The organism is Leptospira sp. B5-022, assembly GCF_000347035.1.
Taxonomy (GTDB): domain Bacteria; phylum Spirochaetota; class Leptospiria; order Leptospirales; family Leptospiraceae; genus Leptospira_B; species Leptospira_B cinconiae.
This window is the reverse complement of sequence record NZ_ANIJ01000023.1, coordinates 97,309-118,257: the sequence shown is the minus strand read 5'-3', so window position 1 is coordinate 118,257 and position 20,949 is coordinate 97,309. Positions and strand designations below refer to the sequence as shown.

Sequence of the window (20,949 nt, the reverse complement as noted above, 5' to 3'; positions counted from 1 at the left end):
CTGTTAAGAAAAAAGCGATGGAGTGTTTCAAACAATTCGGCGAAGGAAATATGGATGCCGATATCGAAAAACTTCCCGGTAAAAAACAATTTATAAACGAGACAATCGATCAAGTCAGAGCGAATATCAAAGGTTTGATCGAAGAGATGTCCAGAATGTCCCAAGAACATGAAGCCGGAGATATAGACATTAAGATCGACAGTTCCAAGTTCAAAGGCGCCTTCAAAACCATGTCGGATGGTATTAATGATATGGTCTTCTCTCATATCGCCGTTAAGAAAAAAGCGATGGAGTGTTTCAAACAATTCGGCGAAGGAAATATGGATGCCGATATCGAAAAACTTCCCGGTAAAAAAAGATTTATCAACGAAGCAATCGATCAAGTACGCGCAAATATCAAAGGGCTAATAACGGATGCCAACGAATTGGCCGAGGCAGCTGTATTAGGTAAATTAGATACTAGGGCCGATGCAACCAAACACAAAGGAGACTTCAAGCGGATTATCGAAGGAGTAAACGCGACTTTAGAGGCGATAGTCGGGCCGATCAATGAGGTGATGGATATCCAATCCTCTTTAGAACAAGGAGATCTTACCCAATTCGTAAAAGGAAACTATAAAGGTAAATTAGGCGAACTAAGAGACTCGGTAAATAGTACCATCGACAAACTTTCCAAAAGTATTTCGGAAGTAGGAAAAGCCGCTTCTTCTTTTGCAAGCGCAGCCGAAGAAGTAAGCGCCACTTCTCAAACGATGAGTCAAGGTGCAACGGAACAATCGGCTAACGTAGAAGAAACAAGCGCTTCTCTCGAAGAAATGACGGCGACGATTGAACAGAACGCGGACAATTCAAGACAGACTGAAGTAATGGCCTCCAGCATGGTTAACCATGCCAACGAAGGTGGAGAAGCCGTCCGTCTCGCGGTCCAAGCCATGAAAGATATCGCCGAAAAGATCACTTCCGTGGAAGATATAGCGTATCAAACCAACCTTCTTGCATTGAATGCAGCTATCGAAGCGGCTCGTGCAGGGGAACATGGAATGGGATTCGCAGTGGTAGCCAACGAGGTGAGAAAACTCGCTGAAAGAAGCCAAAGTTACGCGGGAGAGATCAGTCACTTCGCCAAAAATTCGGTGAACGTAGCCGAGAGAGCGGGAAGCTTAATCGAAGAGATCATCCCGAATATCACTAAAATTTCGGATCTGATCCGAGAAGTTTCCGCCGCAAGTCGAGAGCAAAAACAAGGAGTGGGACAAATCAATACGGCAATGAGCCAATTGGATCGTGTTACCCAACAAAATGCCGCCGCTTCCGAAGAGTTGTCCAGTATGGCGGAAGAGTTATCTGCCCAAGCCCAAGGTTTGCAGAAGGTGGTCCAACATTTCAAAATCAACGGTGTAGACGAAGTTTATTCCGGTTCCACTTTCGAGCCGGCATACGCGGGAAAATCTTCCGGCAGTTCAAAAGAACACCGAAACGGAAACCATGACTTCAATGAATCGAAGTTCGGAAGGTTCTAAGGAGATATTCCGATGAGAGCAATGCAAATTAATGCAAACCAATATCTCACTTTTCGACTGGGTCAGGACGAGTTTGGAGTGGAGATCCTTAAGGTAAGGGAGATCTTAGAATTTCGCGAACCTACAAGGGTCCCCAGAACATCCAAGTTCATTAGCGGGGTAATCAATCTTCGAGGGAACGTGGTCTCCGTAATGGACCTGGCAAAATTATTCCAGAGCCGCGACATTGAACCTACGAAGCGCACCTGCATTATCATTTTAGAAATCCCTAATGATGATAATAAGGTTATCGCCGGGATTTTAGTAGATTCGGTGAATGAGGTTGCGACCATACCCCCGGAAAGTGTGGATCCGGTTCCCGCTTTCGGAGCTAATATCAAGACCGATTTTATCCGAGGAATAGGAAAACTCGAGAACAGGGTGATCATACTTCTCAATCCGGCAATGATGCTTGATTTTAACGAAGTAATCTCCCTATACGAGAAAACTGAGGAAGAGATCGAAAACCTCGCTACAGCAGGGTCATAAAGGATGAATGCGAACTTTACCCTAAGCCAATCCGAATTCGTTTCCTTTGCGACCCTAATTTTCAAATATACGGGCATCCGTATGGGTGAAAAGAAAAAGAACCTGATCGCTAGCCGTTTATCCAAGCGTGTTCGAGCCCGTAATTGCAACTCTTACGGAGAATATCTGAATATAATTAGGGACGATCTAAATAAAGAAGAGAGAAATATTTTCATTAGTCTGATTACGACTCATGTGACCCATTTTTTTAGGGAACCTGCCCATTATAATTTCCTTGAAAGTATATTAGAAAATCGGAATAATTCTCCCACTAGGATCTGGAGTGCCGCCGCCTCCACCGGAGAAGAGGCATATAGCGCCGGATTGATCATGCAGGACAAATTGGGTACTGACAATTGGTCGATCCTTGGAACCGATATTTGCAATGATAGTATCGAAAAGGCAAGAAACGGATTTTATCCGCTTCAGGGTTCGGAACAGATACCGGAACATTATTTGAAACGTTATTGTCTGAAAGGAAAAGAGGAATTCACCGGGTATTTTACTTTTGCGAAGGAGATCCGATCCAGGATCCGTTTCGAAGTGGCAAACCTTACGACTCTCGACAAATTACCCGGAAGTTTCAAACCGAACATAGTTTTTCTAAGGAACGTAATGATCTATTTCGAAACGAAAGAAAAACAAATGATCATAGATATGATCGAATCCATTCTTTCTCCCGGAGCGATCCTTATTATAGGTCACTCTGAATCATTAACGGGCATTCGAAGTAATTTTAAATTAATACGGACTTCCGTTTATCAAAAAATATGAGCGGACGTTATTCTGTAATGATAGTGGACGACTCCGCAGTCGTTCGCCAGAATTTAACTACGATCTTAACAAAAGATCCGAATGTCTCGGAAATTTTTACCGCGTCGGATCCGATTTTCGCTCTCCAAAAAATGCAAAATTATTGGCCGGACGTAATCGTACTAGATATCGAAATGCCGAGAATGGATGGAATATCCTTTTTAAAAAAAATTATGGCGGAAAGACCTACTCCGATAGTGATCTGCTCCTCCCTAACTCAGGAAGGAGCTGCTGTCACGATGGAAGCTTTCAGCTCGGGAGCCGTGGATATCATTTCGAAACCGAAATTGAATGTAGGCGGTTTTTTGGAGGAATCCGCTGAGACATTCCTAAGGATTGTGCAGGCGGCTTCCCAATCAAGAATTTCCAAATTAGCAATCTCGAATACTAGCAAACCTCTACTAACTAAAAATCCTATCGACCATAAATTATCCGCGGATACCACATGGAAATTAGTCGCCATAGGAACTTCTACCGGAGGAACAAACGCGTTAGAAACGATCCTTACGGAACTTCCCCCTCTTTCCCCTCCGATCGCAATCGTACAACATATGCCTGAAAAATTCACCGCACAATTCGCCAAACGTTTGAATTCCATCTGCCAGGTAGGAGTAAAGGAAGCCGAACAAGGCGACGAGATCCCACCCGGAAGAGCAGTGATCGCTCCGGGAAACAGACATATGACCATTCGAATGAGCGGAGCAAGATTTTACGTGGATCTAAAGGACGGTCCCCCGATCAATCGGCATCGACCTTCGGTGGATGTACTTTTTCGTTCGGTTTCCCAACAGGTAGGAAAGAACTCAGTAGGGATCATCATGACAGGAATGGGAGATGACGGGGCTAGAGGATTATTAGAAATGAAAAGATCCGGTGCACACACCGTGGCCCAGGATGAATCCAGTTCCGTAGTGTTCGGAATGCCTAAGGAAGCAATTGAATTAGGAGCAGCGGAAGCGATACTTCCCTTAAGAAGAATGGCTTCCGAAATACTTTCGAAAGCCGGACATTCCGGAAGTCGATTCTAACGCTGAACAATCATCGGAAACTGCAAAGAAATACAAACTTCGCGTTCTTCTTTTTCGTAAATATTAGATTTTGTGACTGTAAAATAGACTCTGGCGTTCATATCTTCAGCCAACTTTCGAACGACAGGCAACCCTAGACCGATCCCGAATTCCTCTTTGGTATATCTTTCATCTACAGCTTTTTTTAGTCTGAAAAAGGGTTGGAATAGTGCGATCTCTTCGGAATTTTTACAGTCCAAATTCTCTATCTCTTTATAATTCGGAGGATTGATGAATTTCATTATAAAATTGTTATCTGTCCTAAGATAAAGAACGATGATCTCCGCACCATCGGGCGAATATTTCATACCATTTATGAGAATCTCTCTTACGATCGTTTTTAAAGCTTCTTTGCAGATAACGACTTTTTGAGATTCTAAGTTTTTCAAAACGGACATTACCACATTCTGCTTCTTGATCTGAAGCATATCATGCATATAATCCACTTGCTCGTCCACAAGATTCAAAATTTCGGCTAAGGATAATTCTTCCGTGTTCAGATAATTTTCTTCAAAAACGATTTGGGCATCAGCCATCGTTTTGATCAGTCTTTTCGTAACTTGAAAATTCTCTTCCAGCAGATCCATAAAAGCCAGGGGTACGATTGCATTCTTATCATCTTTCTGAGCTGTCTCAAACAAAGCTCCCAAGGAAGTAATTAAAGCTCCTATACCGGAACCCTGCATTAAGGAAGTATTCAAATTGGGAAGAGCCTGCTGCATCCAAATCCTATTTCCCCCCTTCCCTTCTATCTCTTGTCTCCAGTTAAATATGGAAATGATCTCCCTGTATAAAGATTGTTCCCGCTTCAAAAAAGACATTTGTTTATCAGTAATATTCGAAATGTCTGCGCCTCTTTCGTTGGCGAGCTCATTTAATGCCAAAAAGATCAGGTTCGTTTCGGTATCCGGAAACGTAAGAAGAGAGATACGGATCTGAAACATTCTATCCCCAAAATTACTCTCAATTTCAAAAGAGCTTCCTTTTAGGACGTGTAAAAATTTATCATCCTCGATTGGCAAAAAATCCGGACCAAATTCAGAATATTTTTTCCCCAAAAAATCCGCGTTCCCGGACCCATGATGAAAAGAAGGTAATCGAAAGTATACACATCTCAGGTCGGGATCAAAGACCGCAAACTCTTCCTTCGGAAAAGAGGAAGACCAGACATCGAAGATCGGTATTAGCTTCGACCTAAGAAAATTTTCTGAAGATATATAATCCGAATTGGAAGTATTGGAAACCGACATCGATGGTCCTCTCTACGTTATAGGACGATTTGTTCCGCGAAAAGCCTTCCTTTCCCTGAAATATTAGCTTACTTAAGTTACGAATTATCGCAACTCTTCTTAAATTCCAACAAATACTTGCCGAATGAATTTTAGATTGAAAGACAGTGTATTCATTGAAAAGTGTTCCTTCCTAAAAGGAGCCCTAGGATAAATATCTATTTTTAGTACAAATGTTAGAAACTACCGACTTAATCCATTATTTAAAAGCGGCCACGATCGCTCAGTTAGGATTTTTGATCCTGAACTTCCTCATCAGGGTAAAACTAAGCACTCGTAGTATTCTAGGAAGTTTATTCACTTCCTCGTTGATCGCTTATTTTATTTGTCCTTGGTTGGACCATTCTACGAATACGTTTATTCTAATCCTGGTACATACCGGATGTTTTTCGGTTTCTATCTTCTTTTATCTGTTCGTAACAAGTCTTTTCGAAGACGGGTTCAAATTAAAAACCTGGCATGCGGTATTATTCCTTTCCCTGAATATATTCTGTTTTTATGTTTTTCTTGCCTCGGATATAAGAAGCCAAAACACCATTTTTGCCAAAGTGTTGTTCAGCATGCCCCAGGTATTTTACCTTGGACTCATTTTACTCACATTAGGAAAAGTTTTAAAAGATAAGAATATCGATTTGCTGGAATCAAGAAGAGAATTCAGGGTAATCTTCTCCTGGGTAACCGGGATCTACAGTATGTCCGTCGTTCTGATGGAAGTGATCACCAAAGATTCCGGATATTCCCTCCAATTAGATCTGATCAACTCCTCTTTCATTTTTATCTTGGTATTTTTCATTTCCTTTCGGATATTCCAGTTTAGAGACAACGTTTTTCCGACGGAAGAAATACAAACGGAAGAAGTTTCCGATGAACCTTTAGACGAAACCCTATTGCAAAAATTGGATTCTCTCTTAAAGGTCCAAAAAATATTTCTGCAGGAAAACCTGACCATTTCCGTCTTGGCCAAACAGTTAAACGTTCCGGAGAAGAAGGTCCGTAGGTTGATCAATAAAGGACTAGGATATCGGAACTTCAACGAATTCCTAAATCAATTCAGGATACAGGAAGCAAAGTTTATACTTTCAGATCCGAGTAAAAACGATTTTCAAGTGCTTAGGATCGCAATGGATCTAGGCTACGGATCCCTTGCACCATTCAACCGAGCATTCAAAGAAATTGTAGGAATGACCCCTAGCGATTTTAGAAAACAAAAAAACCAGGTAAAATAACCGATCGAATCCGGAATCGATCAGATATTGTCCGGAATCCATCGGATACAATTCCGGAAAAATGTTTTAATGATCCATCAAATCCTACACAGGAGCAAAGGATCAAATATGTGCTTTCACAAACAATTATTTCAATACATGATGGATTTGGTTCCCCAAATCCCAATCATATTCCTAATAGATTTTGTAAGATACGTTCTATTCGCCGGCTTGGCGTTTTTGGTCTTCTACATTTGGAAACATCCGTTCCAACATAGGAAGATACAAGAGAAGAATGCAAAGCCGTCTCAGTTTAGAAAAGAATTCTTCTATTCTGTTTCTTCAGTACTTGTATACACCTCCGTGACTTTGATCGTATTCCTATTTAGAAAATACGGATACTTTAAATTTTACGGACGTATAGAAGATCATGGTTGGGGATATCTTATTTTAAGTATGATATTAATTTTCGTGATCCAGGACTTTTACTTCTATTGGACACATAGATTAATGCATACTCGATGGCTCTATAAGAGAGTGCACAAGATACACCATGACTCCGTAACACCTTCTCCTTGGACGGCCTATTCTTTCAGTCCTTGGGAGGCATTGATCCATTCTCTTATTATGCCCATCGTTGCCATGTCATTCCCGATCCATCCTCTGGCTTTGATGATCTTTATGACCTTCCAAATCATACGTAATGTCCTAGGTCATAGCGGTTACGAAATTTTTCCAAGCTGGATGGGTACGAATAAGGTTTTAAAATTGGTGAATTCGAATACGAACCATGATATGCACCACCAAAGTTTCCGATACAACTTTGGACTTTATACTACAGTTTGGGATTATCTATTCGGAACAGTTCATCCGGAATACGAAAAAACTTTTGCGGAGATAACCAACAGAAAACCGGAACGAAGAGAATTGCAGGAGAGTATCTAACCGAATACAAACGACTGGAAATCGATCCGCACCCGGTTCGGGGCGGATCCTAACCCAATCTATACGATTTCAGGCAATGTATATAAAGGAGAAAAACCTCCGCCAGGAGTCCTAAAATTCGTAGTCTGTCCTTGATACAACCGACTAGCTAAAAGTAGAATCTCGTCGTTATAGATATATGCCCTTATATCCATCTTTAATTCTCTTTCTTCTCCGGTGACGGATGTGACCCGAACGGATGGAGGAATAAATTCCTGGCTTATGTATTCCCCATTTATGATTTCCGAAAACTTTCCTTTTGTAAGTTTCCCTCCATAATAAGCGGCCTTACCGCCAAAACCTTCTTTAGGTTTAAAAAATATATGCTTTCGTTTTTCCCAAAGTTCTTGCGCATTCCCTAAGTTTACGATTTTCGTATCAGGAACGGATGATTTTAGGATTTCCGAATCCTTCTTATCAAACCCCGCTTTTATTAGAAAATCGTTATCCGAAAGAACATGAAGGTTCGTCTTTCGTGCGAATAAGTCGTAATCGACCGGACTCGGAGTAAGGATTACTTTTTTATTTTTCCACGCTTGGAAAATTTTAGAATTCGAAACATCGGATAAATGAAAATCGGTCAATCTATTGTAAATCAGATCGATCTTCTTTCCCTCGAAGTGAAGTTCTTCTCCTATAAGTTCGATCTGCTCCGGGCCGAGGATCTCCGATTGGATACCTTTGGATCTGAATAAGTCTCTAAATAACAAGAACTCCGGATATAAAAACTGATCGGATGGATTTTCGTCCACAATAGCGATAAAGCCCGGCCTTCCCGTTCTTCCATTGGAAGTCCATTCGTCCATGAATATGGAAAAAAATTTTTCCTCCAAAGTTTGGAGAGCTTCCGCATTCTGCAAGGCGATATCCACAACCTTACAACATCCGATCTGGGCTTCCAAAAGTTTTAACTGTAAATAAGCCCCACCTGCGTTCGTGTTGATCTCGATGAGCTTAGGACCTTCCTTTGTCTGATGAAAATCCAAACTAAGAAAGACCCCTCCCGAAATATCTTTTGTTCTTTCGATCGGATCGTAATCCGACAAAATGCGATCTCGTACTGCCGGTAAACGTAAGGCCTTCCGAATAGAAAATAAAATTTGGCGGATCTTCTCCTGATCCGAAATATTGATAAAAGAAGGTGTTTCGGAATAAAAATGTTCGATCCCCCGGGTCCTTATTTCAGGAACAGGGAATTTATACGCTTCTTCACTCAGGCGTTCTTTGTTCAAAGTAGAACAAGAACATTTTTCATTCAGTATTTCCGCTAAGTTAGTTTCCATTCGAAGATCCGCTCTTTATCCTTAGACATGATCCATTACGAAAAGAAGTTCTCTTGCGATCGTTTCAGATGTTTCTACGTATTTTTTTAGAACTTCGGACGTGCCGTCGAATTCCTTCGGATCCGAGTACGGGAGACTGATCCTTTTTCCTGCTCCAGGAACATAAGGACAAGCTTCATCTGCAGAAGAACAAACCATAACGGCTATAAATTTCTTCTTAGGATTCGCAGGATCCGAATAAAGTTTGGAGTATGCCGAGACAGGAAGAGCGTTATCTTTGTAAGAGACAAGGTATCTAGGATTATTTTCCGTCTCTTGTTCCTTTTCTATCCTGAAGCCGATCTTGGCAAGCGCTTGGACCGAGTTTGAATGAAAGGAAGTAACCTCAGTTCCTCCTGAATAGGACCGAATCCCGGAAAGTCCAAGATATTCCGCGCAGGCGAATGCAAACATTTGTGCAATTTGACTTCGACGGGAATTATGAGTGCATACGAATATCATCTCGCAATAATTCTGATCTAATTTTAATCCTCTAATCTCGTTTGCAAACTGAAGCAATATTTCCTTTCTTTCTTCCGAAATAAATGAGTATTCGTTTTTTCTTTTGCTTAAAAAATCCTGGATCGGACTAAAGAGAGCGCTCATGCGGTCTTACCCTTTACATAAAATTTCTCTCTGAATATTTTCGCGATCTCCACTAAAAGAACGAGGACCGGAATTTCCACGAGCGGTCCAACAATCCCGACAAACGCCTGCCCGGAAGCGATACCAAAGGTCCCGATCGCAACAGCGATCGCTAATTCGAAATTATTTCCCGCAGCAGTAAAGGAAACCGCCACGTTCCTTGGATAATCCGCTTTTATTAAAAGTCCTAAAGCAAAACTCAGAAAGAACATTAAAAGAAAATAAACAAGCAAAGGAGCGGATATTTGAAGAACGTCCCAAGGGATATTTATAAGCGATTCCCCTTTTAGACTAAAAATGAAGACTATCGTCAAAAGTAAAAAGATCAGGGTTATGGGAGATATGGATGGTAATAATTTTTGAGTCGTCCATTCTTCTCCTTTGAGGCGTAAACTTGCGTTTCTAATTCCCAAGCCCAGTAAAAACGGGATCCCTAAATAGATCAATACGCTGTATACAATATCCCAATAACTTATATGTATGGAAGAGTTCGTAAATCCGAAAGTCCCGGGAAGAACGCTTACAAAAAAATATGCGATAACCCCGTAAAAAAGGAGCTGAAAGATACTGTTTAAAGCGACAAGCCCTGCAGCGACCTCACGATCACCGTCCGCAAGATCGTTCCATACTAAAACCATCGCAATACAACGCGCAATTCCGATCAGAATCAACCCTACCCGGTATTCCGGATTTTCCGGAAAGAAAAGGAATGCCAACCCGAACATTAGCAAGGGACCGATCACCCAATTTAAAAATAAAGAATATAGGATCAGATCGATCCGTCCGAATGCTTTAGGGATTCTTGCAAAATTCACCTTAGCCAAAGGTGGAACCATCATAAAAATGAGCCCGATAGCGATCGGGACATTTGTCCCTTCAAAATCCGAACTTCGGATCCAAACTACAAAACCGGGGAACCAAATAGAGAGGGAGATCCCTATCCCCATAGCGATAAAAATCCAAATAGTCAGGAATTTATCTATAAATGATAATTTTTTTTCGGAAACGAGACTAGAAGACATTAATCGTTAAATCGCAATATTACGATTAATGTCAAGAGGTTTTAGCAGGAATTTCCGCTTTCGGGGACCTGAGAAAGAAAAGGAACGAAATATCCTTCGATCTCATTCCAAGTTTTTTTATTGATACAATAGCATATAGACGGGCCTTCGATGGTCCCTTGCAGAATACCCACATCTTTTAATGCTTTTAGATGTTGGGAGATCGTGGCCTGGGCTAGTCCGAGTTCTTCGACCAAGTCTCCGCAGATGCAGGCTTTTCTTTTGAGGACGTACTCCAAGATCGCAATACGAGCGGGATGCCCTAGTGCCTTTGCATAAGAGGCAATCTTATTCTGCCTCTTATTAAATAACTCTGTCTTGGTAATTCCCATTATGGTCTATTCAAGATGAGCCCCGTAATTTAGCACAAGTGTAAATTAGATCTCTATTCCTTTTTCGCAATGAAACCGTAATGATAAGGAGGAAGATCGATCGGTTTTTCCGATCCGATTTTAAATCCCGCCTCTATTGCCCACCTATGTATATCCTCTGGCTTAGGACGGATCTCCATCTTTGGTCCTCGAGGAGTATTCGGATCGTAATTCCAATGTACGATTCCGGCAACTCCTCTCGGTTTTAAGATACGAAACGCCTCTTTTAAAATAGAAACAGGATCTTCATAATGTAACAAATTAAAGATCATTACATAATCCGCAGAGTTTTCTTTTAACCCGGTCCCCGAAGAAATAATATCCCTTTCCAAAACCGAAATCCCCTTATGATCCATAAGTTCTGCCTTTTCTTTTAGGTCCCGTACAAGTTCCGGCTCAATCTCCAAAGCAAGGATACTGCTTTTATTTTTCTCAGCAAGAGGAAGTGTGAAAGTCCCGTATCCGGAACCAAATTCGATGATATTCCCTTCCACAAGAAGTAAATCCATTCTTTCTAAAATCAAAGGAACATCGAAAAGGGTGTCCCAATAAGCCGCCTCGGGCATCCCGCTATCTCTAACTTTCATGCCCCTATTCGAATAAATAGCTTGACTTTGTCAATCAAATATTCAAATGTTTATTTGAATATTTGAGGATCTATGAGCTCTATAAAAACCGGGCGGGAATTTAAGAATTTTATCTATTCTTCCCTAGCAAAATACGGAAAGGCACTTTCCGATCCAAAACGTATCGAACTATTGGACCTATTAATCCAAGCGGAAAAAAATGTCGATCTAATGTCTAAAGAGATCGGAATGAGTATCGCTTCGACGTCCCATCACCTTCAGATCTTAAAGGAAGCAAGACTTGTCCGGGACAGAAAAGAAGGCAGGAACATTTTTTATCAAATAGAAGAAGCAGGTATCCTAATATTCAATACAATCTATTCTGCAGGCAATAAATTTAATGCAGAGATCCAAATGGAGATGAAGTCCTTCTTCGATCCGGATCAAGAGACGGAAGGATTAGATTATAAAGACTTTCTAAAGCGAGTATTGTCCAAAGATACTGTATTAATCGACGTGAGGCCTGAAAACGAATACAACGCGGGACATTTGCCTGGTTCTATCTCTATTCCTCTTAAAGAACTAAAATCCAGGCTGGATAAACTTCCTAAACGTAAAAAGATCTTAGCCTATTGCAGAGGGAAATATTGTGTCCTCTCGGAAGAAGCAGTCAAAATTTTAAGAACAGAAGGATACAATGCGTATCGTATCCCGGAAGGTCCTTTGGAATTTGCGAATAAGGGGATTCGGTTAAAGAAGGGCGGCTTCACTTCCCCGTCGGAACGATCGTGATCCACTCGATAAACTTGGTCTTAAAGAACTCATCGATCTGCCCTGTGAATTGATGATACGCCAAAAAGAAAATCCAATATGCCAAGGTCGCTGCCACCAAAGTCCTTGCTGTCATATTCGCTAAAACGGGAGAGGCCGTATAATACATGCGGACCACAGCGATCGGCCATAGGAATAATAGGAAAAAGTAAATCGCCCTTGGAATACCGTAAAGCCAGCTCAAGATCTCGGAAGGATAAGATTTGGACAATCTTTCATACGCTTCTTTTAACTCGGGAAAAAATTGAAAGAAGTAGAACACAAATACGAAAAAGGTAGCGATCTTCCAAATGATCTCTATATCGTTTCGGATCAGCACCAATGTCAAACCCACAAACCAAATTAAAAAAATGGGAAATACGATCTGCTGTAATAAGGAACCTGACTGGGCGAGAAACATCAATAAGATCTCCTAAGATCATTTTCGGCAGAAACCGGCTTAGACACCCACTCTAAACATTGCAGAAAACTCTCAGGATCCGCTTTTCCGAGACCCGCGATATCGAAAGCGGTTCCGTGATCCGGAGAAACCCGGATAAAATCCAGTCCCAAAGTCAAATTCACTCCGAATTTTCCCTCCCACATCTTAAAAGGGATGAGCCCCTGGTCATGGTAACAAGCCAAAAACAAAGAATACTTTGCCCGGGAAGTTTCGCTGAACGCACCGTCTGCGGAGATAGGGTCCGTGACGTCTAATCCTGCCCTTCTCATCTTAGAAATGATCGGCATCAGGATCTTCTTCTCCTCGTCTCCCACCTTACCACCTTCTCCTGCATGAGGATTCAAACCTAAGAATGCAATTTTTCCTTGCGAGATAGGAGCGGATCGTACGGCAGAAATGAAACTGGTTAAATGGATTTTTTTCAAGTAGAAAGGAACTTTCTTCAAAGGTACATGAGTGGTTAAAGGAAGAACATTCAGTTCTCTACCTGCCATTAGCATGTAGGTTTTTTTCCGATAGATCTCAGCCAGATATTCCGTATGGCCTGTGAATTTTTTTATTCCGGCTTTGATCACCCATTCTTTACTCAAAGGAAGAGTGATCAAGTTACCGCCGATTTTTTTTTGGATTCGGACTGCTTCTTCTAAACTTGAAAAAGCGGCCTTACCTGAAGTCGCACTCGGTTTACCGATTGCCAAAGATTTTTGTTCGGAAGAAGAAAGTGAACTCGTTCTCCAAAGATACAATCCAGGAGAAGTAAGGGAAAATGGATCTTTGATTTCCTGCCAATCAGAATAGGAAAGAGAAGAATTAGAACGAATAAGTAGGATCTGTCTTTGTCGGGAGAGAGTGTTTAACTTCTCCCTAGACTTTTGAAGAATTTCCGGCCCGATCCCACAAGGGTCTCCCTCTGTGATAAGGATGGGAACCAAAGACGAAAACCGGAGATCTAAGCTTCCTTAGCTGCTGTTTGTTTACCGAAAAGTCTTTCTAAGGTTAAGGAATCCTTAGCATATTCCAATTCGATATGGTCTTTGTTGGAATGTTTTAGGTCGCTGGAAATGATACAACGTCCTTCCAACACCACTCCATTCTGAATGATCAATTCCGGAGTGCGGATATCTCCCAAAATTCTGGAAGTAGGAAGAAGCATCACTCTGTTACGAGCGGTGATATTTCCGATTACGATACCTTCTATAATAACGCTGGCAGCAGTGATGTTTGTGCGAACTTTACCGGAAGCTCCGATATACAATTGTTCCGCTTGGAGAGATTTTCCTTCGAACTTTCCATCAATCTTTAAGGATCCGTTGATAAAGAATTTTCCGTTAAAGTAGGAATTTTCGCCGATTGTGGAGTTTGTAACTTCGGAGGAGTTCTTAACAAGTGCCATGAATTCTGAATCCTATAGACTCGGATCGAATAGATCCGGTGTAAACACAAGCTAAACGGCCCCCTGGGCATAGGAAAAGGAATTTTTTAGTTTCGATACGGTTTTTACTCCGGTCTCGGACTGTAGCAGTTTCTAGGAACTCATGCCCCGGAATTTCCGGAAAATCCTAAGAAAAATGCCGGCTCAATCGGATCATATCCTTGCACTGGATCCCATTTTCCCAGATTGGATCCGGATAATTCCTGAGAAAAAATCCAAAATCGATCCCAGAAATGGAGAAGCCGGATTTTTGGTAGAGGCCCAATTGAGCAATGCTCGAATTGCCCGTTCCAATTTCCAAAGTTAGAAATCCTTGGGACCTTGCGGTTTCCGAGGCATGAGCGAGTAATTTTTTTCCGAATCCTTGGCCTTGGAATTTTTCCGAGACCGCAATATTCACGATTTCCACAGTTTGTGGTCGGGTGGGAAGAAGAAGGTAGACTCCGATCAACTCTCCCTTCTCCGACTCCATCAAAAACACGGAAGATCTATCCAAATAAGAAAGAATGATCTCCTGATCAGGATCTGCAAGAAGTAAGAGATCCATAGGAGGGGTTTCGTCGGAAGAAAGTTTTCTGATCGTATGATTCATCTATACCAAGAGGCTCGGAGATATTTCACACAAAGCCGCAAAGTTGTAAACATCTCCCAATAAAAAGTTCAAAATCTTTTTTACTTTACTCCTTCGCGTGATACAAACGAATTTTGGATCTAGTGTTTGATATTCGGAACGTTGATCCGATCTAAAACTTCCGCAGTGAATTCCCTAAATTCCTCCAAAGCCTCCGGAATAGATTTGCCTTCCAACTCGGTAGCCTTCTCAAAACGAGAATTAAAAGTGATCCGATCTTCTATATTCATGATCACTCCCCCACCCGCTTTGAACTCGCCCAAAACCTTGGAGAGGAATTCATTAAACTTTTGGAACATTTCGAAAGCTTCCGCGATAAAAATACGGGTCTGTTTGTTTTTCATCCGGCTTAACTGTTCTCTGAAATCCTGTTTTTCGGCGGCTTGGTATTCTTCGATCGTCTCGGTTAGAACCTTAATGTTCCGGCGGATATTTTCCATATGTTTGACCACTCCGTCCTTCTCGTTCCCGTGAGAGAAGTCGAAACGAATATGAGTTTCATTTAATATAGGAAGATACTCCCGATCTAAAACGTTGATCCAGGTTCCGATTTGATTCACTTCCGTATCGTTAGAATTCGGAGAAATTTTCATGATCGGATACTTGGCCAAGATGCGGCCAGCGGCGTCCGGATTTTCACGGAACATACGGATCTGCTCTGCGGCAGTTTCGAGATTATCCGGAATTCCCTCGGGGGAAATCTCCCTCATCCGATTTCGATATTTTTCCAGATCCCGGGAGACCCGATACTTCTGTTCATCGTTTTTGGACAATCTTTGGATTTTCTCCAATTGCTGGATCATCTTTTGATGACGTTGGAGTTCGAGGATCTGTTCTTGGGTGATGGCCATGGGGTCTTAGGGCAAATTGTAAAAGAAGTACAGTTCTAAGGCAAGGAAATTCTCCAGCCAATTTACACTCAAATTAGAGGAAGTTTCGCACAGAGAACATGGAGTTTAGAGAGAGAATTTTTTAGATTTTGTAGGAATTCCTACATGGATTTGAAAAGGAAGATTTTATTGACAGAGGAAGAATTTTGTGATAAGGAAAATGCGCGCTCCCACAAGCCACGCCCCCCAATCCCAATGCAGGGTGGGGGCTGTCTTGAAACCCAGGTTGGAATTCCTACATCAGAATCCTTAACTCTTACTTTTATACCTGTCCAAAACCAATCTTAAAAAATCGGACTGCGGGAATTTATACACCAAGGACTCCATAAGCTGAACACCTTCTTCCACTGGACCCGTCTCTAACAGAGAGATCGCTTTTAGATATACCATCTCGGGAGAGTATTGGAATCTTCCTGTCAGGACCAATCTCTCTCGGAACGCCTCGAATTTTTTATCCTTAAATTCTTGGACGGCAATCGCTCTTTGGGTTAGATAGGAACCGGGAGTTTGAGCGCGGACTCCGATCATTTCGGAATCCAATTCTCCTGCCAAGGTAGAATTCCAAAGCACCAAAAGTTCGAACGGTCTGAGAGTGTAGGACATCCCTTGTTCTTTTAAGATCTTATAACGTTCGAATAAGGAGTCGTCGCTTCCTTCTTGGATGGAATCACGTAGAGTTTCTTTTAGTTCTTCTCTTCCGTTTTTCTTTTTTTCCTCTGCGACCCATTCAAATACGAAGTCTCTCGGTTTACATTTTTTGACTAAGAAGAATCTATCCAGGATCGAATGCCGGAGCGAATATTGGTCCAAGAAAAAATCCGCTTCCGTTCTGGAAAATTCTTCGATCCTTCTCGCAATACTCGCATCTAAAACTTTTATATTTCGGATGCCTTCTTTTTTATCCTTAAAATAGAAGTAAGCAAGTCCTGCCAGATCAGGCTCTTGGGAAGAAATTACCAGATCGAATAATTCATTCTGCTCTTCTTGGTTTAATCCTTGTCGTTTATGGTTATAGCTGATCCTTTCTTTTCTTTCTAGACCTTCTTTCAGAAAACTTTCGGACTCGGGGATTGCGCCTAAGAAGTATAATAATCTTCTTCCTTCTTTTGCTTCTTTCAGCTCTTCTCCGAAAGAATCCACCAATTCCTGGTAATCTCGAATTCTGTCCTCGCAAAGTAAGAACGCGGAACATAAGAAAAATAACTCGGGGTCCCAAACCAGATTCCCTTTTAGCTCATCCAATAATTCTTGGAAGAACAAGCGGAGAAGTTTTTCTTCTCTTTCGGTGATCCCGTCTTCTCTAATCCAGTCCAGACGGGGAGAATGGAATACGAATCTTCCGAATAAGTCCGCCCTGAAACAATGTGAGGGCCTCAAATGTGTTAAGATACTTCCGCTATAATGGTCTAATATTTTTGTTTTGAGTCGCAGGACTTCCGTATCTGGTTTTCGATCCAGTTTTTTACTTTCGAAGTCCGGATGTTTTAAAGTTATTTCAGGCCATTCCGTATTTGATACCGATATATGCATAAAGACTCCTTTTTGGAGTTGAACCCTTTTTAAGGCGGATTAAGTGAGAAGAATCGCATGAAAAAAACGATTCTGGGGTTACTCCCGTTTCTAGTTGTCGGCAGTCTTTTTGCGGACGACGACCTAAAATACTTGGTCAAATCCTATAGTTTAGAAAAAATACGCAGGATTTTCCGGGAAAGGCCCCCTTCCAAAGAGTCCGAGGTCTATGCTCTCGTACGTTTTCATGAAAACCATCCGGACGGAGACCATGGAAATAAATTTAGATATCTGGTTTCCCTTTTAAAGGGCAGACTCGTAGTAGGCGTCACCAAGGACGAACTTCAGGGTATCATCAAGAACCCTCTCCCACCTTTGAATGCAATCACCAAAATGAGTTTTTGGAAATTGTATGAGGAAATGGTTAAAAGAAAAAGTGTATCTTCTTCCGAACTTATCTCATATTTAAAAAAACTTCCTCCGGACTATGATCCGGTGTATAAAAATGTGATCGGGGAAATACTAAGGATTCATTACGAAAACGGAGAATTCAAAGAGGCAAAAGTTTACGCCGAAAGTTTTTCGGAGAAGGATAAAAAAGAATATTTCGGAGCCATGGCTTACTATAGATACGCCAAGGCATTGTACAAATTCGGCGAAACACAAAAAGGAGAAAATCTTTTATACGCTCTCGCAGAAGATGGAAATGTTCCTTCTTACGTTAAAAAAGATATTTATACGGATCTAAGGACTTGGAAAGGAGAATCTTTTTATAAACAGATCCCTTTGGAAAAAGGAGTATTATTTCTGCCATTCTTAAACAGCAGCGATAAAAAATCCTTCATTTCATCCCACCAATATTTTAATTCTACCACGTTTGAAAGGCCGGAAAGCTGGAAAGCAGCCGCAAGAGGGTTAGTCCAATATTTTCCGGAAAGACTTTCTTCCATTTTTTCTAGGCATAGAAGTTTTGCGGAATATTTTCCCGAATTTACCGCGGCGATGTCCGTGGAACTTTCCAACCAAAATCTTGCAAAATCAGGTTTGGATTTATTAGAAAAAACGAATCTTTCTTCTTCCGAATCCGTGGAATATGCGTATGCACGAGCTTATAAACGTTTGGGAGAAAGGGATAAATATTTTAACGGACTACTTTCTTCTCTGGAAAAAAATCCTTATAATTTGATCCGACAAGACGAGCTGATCGATCTTTTGATCGGGGATCATTCCCATTTTCTGGAAGAATCGTATTGGAAAGAGGCTCTAAAGCGGATCCCGAATCTTCCGGTCAAAGGTAGATTAGTCTATTGGTATTTGAGAAGTTTAAAATCCAAGGGTAAACAGGAAGAACTTCTCTCTTGGTTACGATCTTATTATAAATTCATTCCGGGTTCTTATTACACCAGAGTGATCCGGGAAGAATTTGCGACGGAGATCTCTTCCATACAGAAACCGGATAGTCCTCTTCGGAGTAAGGATTCATTATTCGAATATCTTTCCTTAACCTCGGGAGATCCCAAATATTCGGACAAGATCCTGGGAAGAGATCTGGAATTCGCTTATTTTCCCGACTCCTTCTCCTTGGATATTCGGATCGATTCCGCTCATAGCAAGGTGAGAGGAAACCATCTATTACAAAATGCTAAAGAATATTTAGAGATCGGAGAAATGGCTTACGCAAGTTCTCTCGTGGATAAGTACGTTTTACAAACCGGATCATCCGAAGAGGAAAAAGACGAAATTTTGGCCGCCCTGGGAGAGGTGACCGGTAACCAATATCTGACAGTCTTCCATACAAGAAATCTAATGAAAAGAAGAAGGATCCCTGATGATGTGATCCTTCTTCCTTCTAAACTCGCGTCCAGGATCTATCCTAGACCCCATAGGGATATTGTTTCTCATTATTCCCAATCGTTCGGGATCGAAGAAGATATCGTGTATGCGGTCATGAGACAGGAGTCCTTTTTTAAGGAGAATGCAGTCTCTTCTTCCAATGCGAGAGGTCTCATGCAGATTATGGGACCTACCGGAAAAGGGTTAGCCCAAGGTTTGGGACTTGGTCCTTATTCTCTTTTTGATCCGGAAATTTCTATCCAAATGGGTGCAAAATTCCTAAAATACCTTCTCTCATCCAATGAAAACGATTTGAAATGGGCTTCTATTGCTTATAATGGAGGTCCCGGAAATCTCAGAAAATGGAAACGGAATCATTATCACGGAGATTTTAATCATTTTTTAGAGGAACTTCCTCTCAAAGAACCCCGTGATTATTGCAGGATCGTAACGTCGAACTACTATAATTACCAAAGTTTAAGGCAGTACAAAAACCGCTGAGCGGACAAAACGGATTCTTTTTTTTGGATTGTCTAGAATTTCCGATTCATAGGATAGTTCTAAGGACCGGGCCGAGTCTTTCATTTCGTCTCAATGTCCCAAGGTCTACCTTATGCCGGTTCGTCCGATATCATTCATCTAACAGGAGTAAAAAATGGCAAACACCGCAATCTTAAAAATCGACGGTAAAGAATATGAACTACCCATCATTACGGGAACGGAAAACGAAAAGGCCATAGACATCTCCAAACTCAGACAGCAAACAGGATACATTACATTAGATAACGGTTATTTAAATACCGGAGCCTGCACTAGCGCGGTTACGTTCCTGGACGGAGAATTAGGGATCTTAAGATACCGTGGGATCCCGATCGAACAATTGGCCGAAAAATCAAGCTTCACCGAAGTGGCTTACCTTTTGATCTACGGTCATCTTCCTTCCGACAAAGAACTACAAGAATGGGACAAAGAGCTGACTATGCATACTTTGATCCATGAAGATCTAAAACGTCTTTATAATGGATTCCCAAAAGACGGTCACCCGATGGCGATCATGTCCACAATGATCGGTTCCCTTTCTACCTATTACCAAGATTCTTATGATCCGGAAAATCCGGATCATAGACATATCTCTATGGTTCGTCTTTTAGCGAAGTTTCCTACGATCGCTGCGTTCGCTTATAAAAAATCATTGGGCCAACCCACAGTTCACCCAATGAACCACCTGGATTATTGCAGCAACTTCTTGAATATGATGTTTTCCGTTCCGAGTGAAGACTATTATATCGATCCGGAAATCGTAAAAGCTCTCAATTTGCTTTTGATCCTTCACGCGGACCATGAACAAAACTGTTCCACTTCTACCGTTCGTTTGGTGGGTTCATCGCTCGCAAACTTGTATGGGGCGATCTCCGCAGGGATCTGCGCACTTTGGGGGCCTCGTCACGGAGGAGCCAACCAAGAAGTGTTAGAAATGTTACTAGAGATCAAAGCTTCCGGTCTTCCTGTGAAAAAGATCGTAGAAAAAGCAAAAGATAAAAACGACGCATTCCGTCTTTCCGGATTCGGACATAGGGTTTATAAAAACTTCGACCCTCGCGCTAAGATCATTAAAAAAGCATGCGACGCGGTTCTTTCTAGACTTGGAGTGAACGATCCTCTATTAGATATCGCTAAAGAATTAGAAGAAGCTGCGCTCAAAGATTCTTATTTCGTGGAAAGAAAATTATATCCGAACGTGGACTTCTATAGCGGTATTATCTATCGCGCGCTTGGAATTCCTGTGAACATGTTTACTGTAATGTTCGCGATGGGACGTCTTCCGGGTTGGATCGCTCAATGGAAAGAAATGATCGAATCTCCCGATATGAAGATCGGAAGACCTCGTCAGATCTATACGGGCGCTACGAATACTTCTTATGACGAGGCTAAGAAAAAGTAAAATTTTTTAAGGCTGATAATTTTAAAAGG

21 protein-coding genes are annotated in these 20,949 nt (G+C 41.6%); 9 read left to right on the top strand and 12 right to left on the bottom strand.

The genetic code is table 11. The features are described 5' to 3' along the window. The 4 genes from LEP1GSC192_RS12075 to LEP1GSC192_RS12060 all read left to right on the top strand — a co-directional run. Nucleotides 1-1,520 (top strand): methyl-accepting chemotaxis protein (locus LEP1GSC192_RS12075; protein WP_232421017.1); only part of this gene is annotated, 1,520 nt, incomplete at its 5' end. 12 nt (nucleotides 1,521-1,532) lie between these two features. Continuing rightward, nucleotides 1,533-2,048 (top strand): chemotaxis protein CheW, encoded by a 516-nt coding sequence (locus LEP1GSC192_RS12070; RefSeq protein WP_036089950.1) that lies wholly within the window; start codon nucleotides 1,533-1,535, stop codon nucleotides 2,046-2,048. 3 nt (nucleotides 2,049-2,051) lie between these two features. Next, nucleotides 2,052-2,861, top strand: a complete 810-nt coding sequence (locus LEP1GSC192_RS12065; RefSeq protein ID WP_020770259.1) for a protein-glutamate O-methyltransferase CheR — start codon at nucleotides 2,052-2,054, stop codon at nucleotides 2,859-2,861. Next, a complete protein-coding gene (locus LEP1GSC192_RS12060) occupies nucleotides 2,858-3,928 on the top strand; it encodes a chemotaxis response regulator protein-glutamate methylesterase (RefSeq protein WP_036089947.1) in 1,071 nt (356 codons plus the stop codon). The genes LEP1GSC192_RS12065 and LEP1GSC192_RS12060 overlap by 4 nt, the downstream gene beginning before the upstream one ends. Here the strand turns inward: LEP1GSC192_RS12060 and LEP1GSC192_RS12055 are convergent. Beyond that, entirely contained in the window at nucleotides 3,925-4,911 is a 987-nt protein-coding gene (locus LEP1GSC192_RS12055; protein WP_198289320.1) for an ATP-binding protein, read from the bottom strand. The genes LEP1GSC192_RS12060 and LEP1GSC192_RS12055 overlap by 4 nt on opposite strands. A 518-nt stretch (nucleotides 4,912-5,429) precedes the next feature. Here LEP1GSC192_RS12055 and LEP1GSC192_RS12050 point away from each other — a divergent pair. Both LEP1GSC192_RS12050 and LEP1GSC192_RS12045 read left to right on the top strand, forming a co-directional pair. Further along, on the top strand, nucleotides 5,430-6,482 hold the full coding sequence (locus tag LEP1GSC192_RS12050; RefSeq protein ID WP_020770192.1) for an AraC family transcriptional regulator: 1,053 nt from the start codon (nucleotides 5,430-5,432) through the stop codon (nucleotides 6,480-6,482). Nucleotides 6,483-6,551: 69 nt separating this feature from the next. After that, nucleotides 6,552-7,406 carry a sterol desaturase family protein gene (locus LEP1GSC192_RS12045; RefSeq protein WP_020770182.1) on the top strand — a complete coding sequence of 285 codons (855 nt, stop codon included), beginning with the start codon at nucleotides 6,552-6,554 and terminating at the stop codon, nucleotides 7,404-7,406. A 59-nt stretch (nucleotides 7,407-7,465) separates the two neighbouring features. Here the strand turns inward: LEP1GSC192_RS12045 and LEP1GSC192_RS12040 are convergent, their stop codons facing one another. Genes LEP1GSC192_RS12040 through LEP1GSC192_RS12020 form a run of 5 tightly spaced genes read right to left on the bottom strand, consistent with a single transcriptional unit; the run spans nucleotide 7,466 to nucleotide 11,431 of the window. Continuing rightward, a complete protein-coding gene (locus LEP1GSC192_RS12040; protein ID WP_020770185.1) occupies nucleotides 7,466-8,728 on the bottom strand; it encodes a hypothetical protein in 1,263 nt (420 codons plus the stop codon). A 21-nt stretch (nucleotides 8,729-8,749) separates the two neighbouring features. After that, entirely contained in the window at nucleotides 8,750-9,373 is a 624-nt protein-coding gene (locus tag LEP1GSC192_RS12035) for a phosphotyrosine protein phosphatase (protein WP_020770247.1), read from the bottom strand. Next, a complete protein-coding gene (gene arsB / locus LEP1GSC192_RS12030) occupies nucleotides 9,370-10,434 on the bottom strand; it encodes an ACR3 family arsenite efflux transporter (protein ID WP_020770180.1) in 1,065 nt (354 codons plus the stop codon). The genes LEP1GSC192_RS12035 and arsB overlap by 4 nt, the downstream gene beginning before the upstream one ends. 41 nt (nucleotides 10,435-10,475) lie before the next feature. Beyond that, complete coding sequence (locus tag LEP1GSC192_RS12025) at nucleotides 10,476-10,805, bottom strand: helix-turn-helix transcriptional regulator (protein ID WP_020770236.1); 330 nt, start codon at nucleotides 10,803-10,805, stop codon at nucleotides 10,476-10,478. Nucleotides 10,806-10,858: 53 nt separating this feature from the next. After that, nucleotides 10,859-11,431 carry a class I SAM-dependent methyltransferase gene (locus LEP1GSC192_RS12020; protein ID WP_020770226.1) on the bottom strand — a complete coding sequence of 191 codons (573 nt, stop codon included), beginning with the start codon at nucleotides 11,429-11,431 and terminating at the stop codon, nucleotides 10,859-10,861. A gap of 72 nt (nucleotides 11,432-11,503) precedes the next feature. On the opposite strand from LEP1GSC192_RS12020, the gene LEP1GSC192_RS12015 reads away from it, so the two are divergent. Then, on the top strand, nucleotides 11,504-12,202 hold the full coding sequence (locus LEP1GSC192_RS12015; RefSeq protein ID WP_020770210.1) for a metalloregulator ArsR/SmtB family transcription factor: 699 nt from the start codon (nucleotides 11,504-11,506) through the stop codon (nucleotides 12,200-12,202). Here LEP1GSC192_RS12015 and LEP1GSC192_RS12010 read toward each other — a convergent pair. The 6 genes from LEP1GSC192_RS12010 to LEP1GSC192_RS11985 form a co-directional block, all read right to left on the bottom strand. Further along, nucleotides 12,177-12,641, bottom strand: a complete 465-nt coding sequence (locus LEP1GSC192_RS12010) for a hypothetical protein (RefSeq protein WP_020770229.1) — start codon at nucleotides 12,639-12,641, stop codon at nucleotides 12,177-12,179. The two genes, LEP1GSC192_RS12015 and LEP1GSC192_RS12010, sit on opposite strands and share 26 nt — an antisense overlap. After that, nucleotides 12,641-13,615, bottom strand: coding sequence for a PdxA family protein (locus LEP1GSC192_RS12005; protein WP_020770238.1), 975 nt, complete (start codon nucleotides 13,613-13,615; stop codon nucleotides 12,641-12,643). Before LEP1GSC192_RS12005 ends, LEP1GSC192_RS12010 begins: the two co-directional genes overlap by 1 nt. A 17-nt stretch (nucleotides 13,616-13,632) precedes the next feature. Continuing rightward, complete coding sequence (locus LEP1GSC192_RS12000) at nucleotides 13,633-14,076, bottom strand: polymer-forming cytoskeletal protein (protein WP_008592184.1); 444 nt, start codon at nucleotides 14,074-14,076, stop codon at nucleotides 13,633-13,635. Nucleotides 14,077-14,242: 166 nt separating this feature from the next. Beyond that, complete coding sequence (locus LEP1GSC192_RS11995; protein WP_020770257.1) at nucleotides 14,243-14,707, bottom strand: GNAT family N-acetyltransferase; 465 nt, start codon at nucleotides 14,705-14,707, stop codon at nucleotides 14,243-14,245. Nucleotides 14,708-14,826: 119 nt separating this feature from the next. Next, on the bottom strand, nucleotides 14,827-15,597 hold the full coding sequence (locus LEP1GSC192_RS11990; RefSeq protein ID WP_020770206.1) for a hypothetical protein: 771 nt from the start codon (nucleotides 15,595-15,597) through the stop codon (nucleotides 14,827-14,829). A gap of 288 nt (nucleotides 15,598-15,885) precedes the next feature. Beyond that, nucleotides 15,886-17,166 (bottom strand): hypothetical protein, encoded by a 1,281-nt coding sequence (locus LEP1GSC192_RS11985; RefSeq protein WP_020770242.1) that lies wholly within the window; start codon nucleotides 17,164-17,166, stop codon nucleotides 15,886-15,888. A gap of 57 nt (nucleotides 17,167-17,223) precedes the next feature. Between LEP1GSC192_RS11985 and LEP1GSC192_RS11980 the strand changes: the two genes are divergently transcribed. Next, complete coding sequence (locus LEP1GSC192_RS11980; protein WP_020770189.1) at nucleotides 17,224-19,479, top strand: lytic transglycosylase domain-containing protein; 2,256 nt, start codon at nucleotides 17,224-17,226, stop codon at nucleotides 19,477-19,479. 154 nt (nucleotides 19,480-19,633) lie between these two features. Continuing rightward, nucleotides 19,634-20,920 (top strand): citrate synthase, encoded by a 1,287-nt coding sequence (locus tag LEP1GSC192_RS11975; protein ID WP_020770253.1) that lies wholly within the window; start codon nucleotides 19,634-19,636, stop codon nucleotides 20,918-20,920. Nucleotides 20,921-20,949 lie beyond the last annotated feature (29 nt).

Excerpts from the sequence above, each read along its gene's own strand:
- LEP1GSC192_RS12025 (WP_020770236.1), bottom strand. The coding sequence starts at position 10,805 with ATGGGAATTACCAAGACAGAGTTATTTAATAAGAGGCAGAATAAGATT.
- LEP1GSC192_RS12070 (WP_036089950.1), top strand. The coding sequence starts at position 1,533 with ATGAGAGCAATGCAAATTAATGCAAACCAATATCTCACTTTTCGACTG.
- LEP1GSC192_RS12055 (WP_198289320.1), bottom strand. The coding sequence starts at position 4,911 with ATGTTTCAGATCCGTATCTCTCTTCTTACGTTTCCGGATACCGAAACG.
- LEP1GSC192_RS12065 (WP_020770259.1), top strand. The coding sequence starts at position 2,052 with ATGAATGCGAACTTTACCCTAAGCCAATCCGAATTCGTTTCCTTTGCG.
- LEP1GSC192_RS12045 (WP_020770182.1), top strand. The coding sequence starts at position 6,552 with ATGATCCATCAAATCCTACACAGGAGCAAAGGATCAAATATGTGCTTT.
- LEP1GSC192_RS12015 (WP_020770210.1), top strand. The coding sequence starts at position 11,504 with ATGAGCTCTATAAAAACCGGGCGGGAATTTAAGAATTTTATCTATTCT.
- LEP1GSC192_RS12060 (WP_036089947.1), top strand. The coding sequence starts at position 2,858 with ATGAGCGGACGTTATTCTGTAATGATAGTGGACGACTCCGCAGTCGTT.
- LEP1GSC192_RS12035 (WP_020770247.1), bottom strand. The coding sequence starts at position 9,373 with ATGAGCGCTCTCTTTAGTCCGATCCAGGATTTTTTAAGCAAAAGAAAA.
- LEP1GSC192_RS12010 (WP_020770229.1), bottom strand. The coding sequence starts at position 12,641 with ATGTTTCTCGCCCAGTCAGGTTCCTTATTACAGCAGATCGTATTTCCC.
- LEP1GSC192_RS11980 (WP_020770189.1), top strand. The coding sequence starts at position 17,224 with ATGAAAAAAACGATTCTGGGGTTACTCCCGTTTCTAGTTGTCGGCAGT.
- LEP1GSC192_RS11985 (WP_020770242.1), bottom strand. The coding sequence starts at position 17,166 with ATGCATATATCGGTATCAAATACGGAATGGCCTGAAATAACTTTAAAA.
- LEP1GSC192_RS11990 (WP_020770206.1), bottom strand. The coding sequence starts at position 15,597 with ATGGCCATCACCCAAGAACAGATCCTCGAACTCCAACGTCATCAAAAG.
- LEP1GSC192_RS12040 (WP_020770185.1), bottom strand. The coding sequence starts at position 8,728 with ATGGAAACTAACTTAGCGGAAATACTGAATGAAAAATGTTCTTGTTCT.
- LEP1GSC192_RS12050 (WP_020770192.1), top strand. The coding sequence starts at position 5,430 with ATGTTAGAAACTACCGACTTAATCCATTATTTAAAAGCGGCCACGATC.
- LEP1GSC192_RS11995 (WP_020770257.1), bottom strand. The coding sequence starts at position 14,707 with ATGAATCATACGATCAGAAAACTTTCTTCCGACGAAACCCCTCCTATG.
- LEP1GSC192_RS11975 (WP_020770253.1), top strand. The coding sequence starts at position 19,634 with ATGGCAAACACCGCAATCTTAAAAATCGACGGTAAAGAATATGAACTA.
- LEP1GSC192_RS12000 (WP_008592184.1), bottom strand. The coding sequence starts at position 14,076 with ATGGCACTTGTTAAGAACTCCTCCGAAGTTACAAACTCCACAATCGGC.
- arsB (WP_020770180.1), bottom strand. The coding sequence starts at position 10,434 with ATGTCTTCTAGTCTCGTTTCCGAAAAAAAATTATCATTTATAGATAAA.
- LEP1GSC192_RS12020 (WP_020770226.1), bottom strand. The coding sequence starts at position 11,431 with ATGAAAGTTAGAGATAGCGGGATGCCCGAGGCGGCTTATTGGGACACC.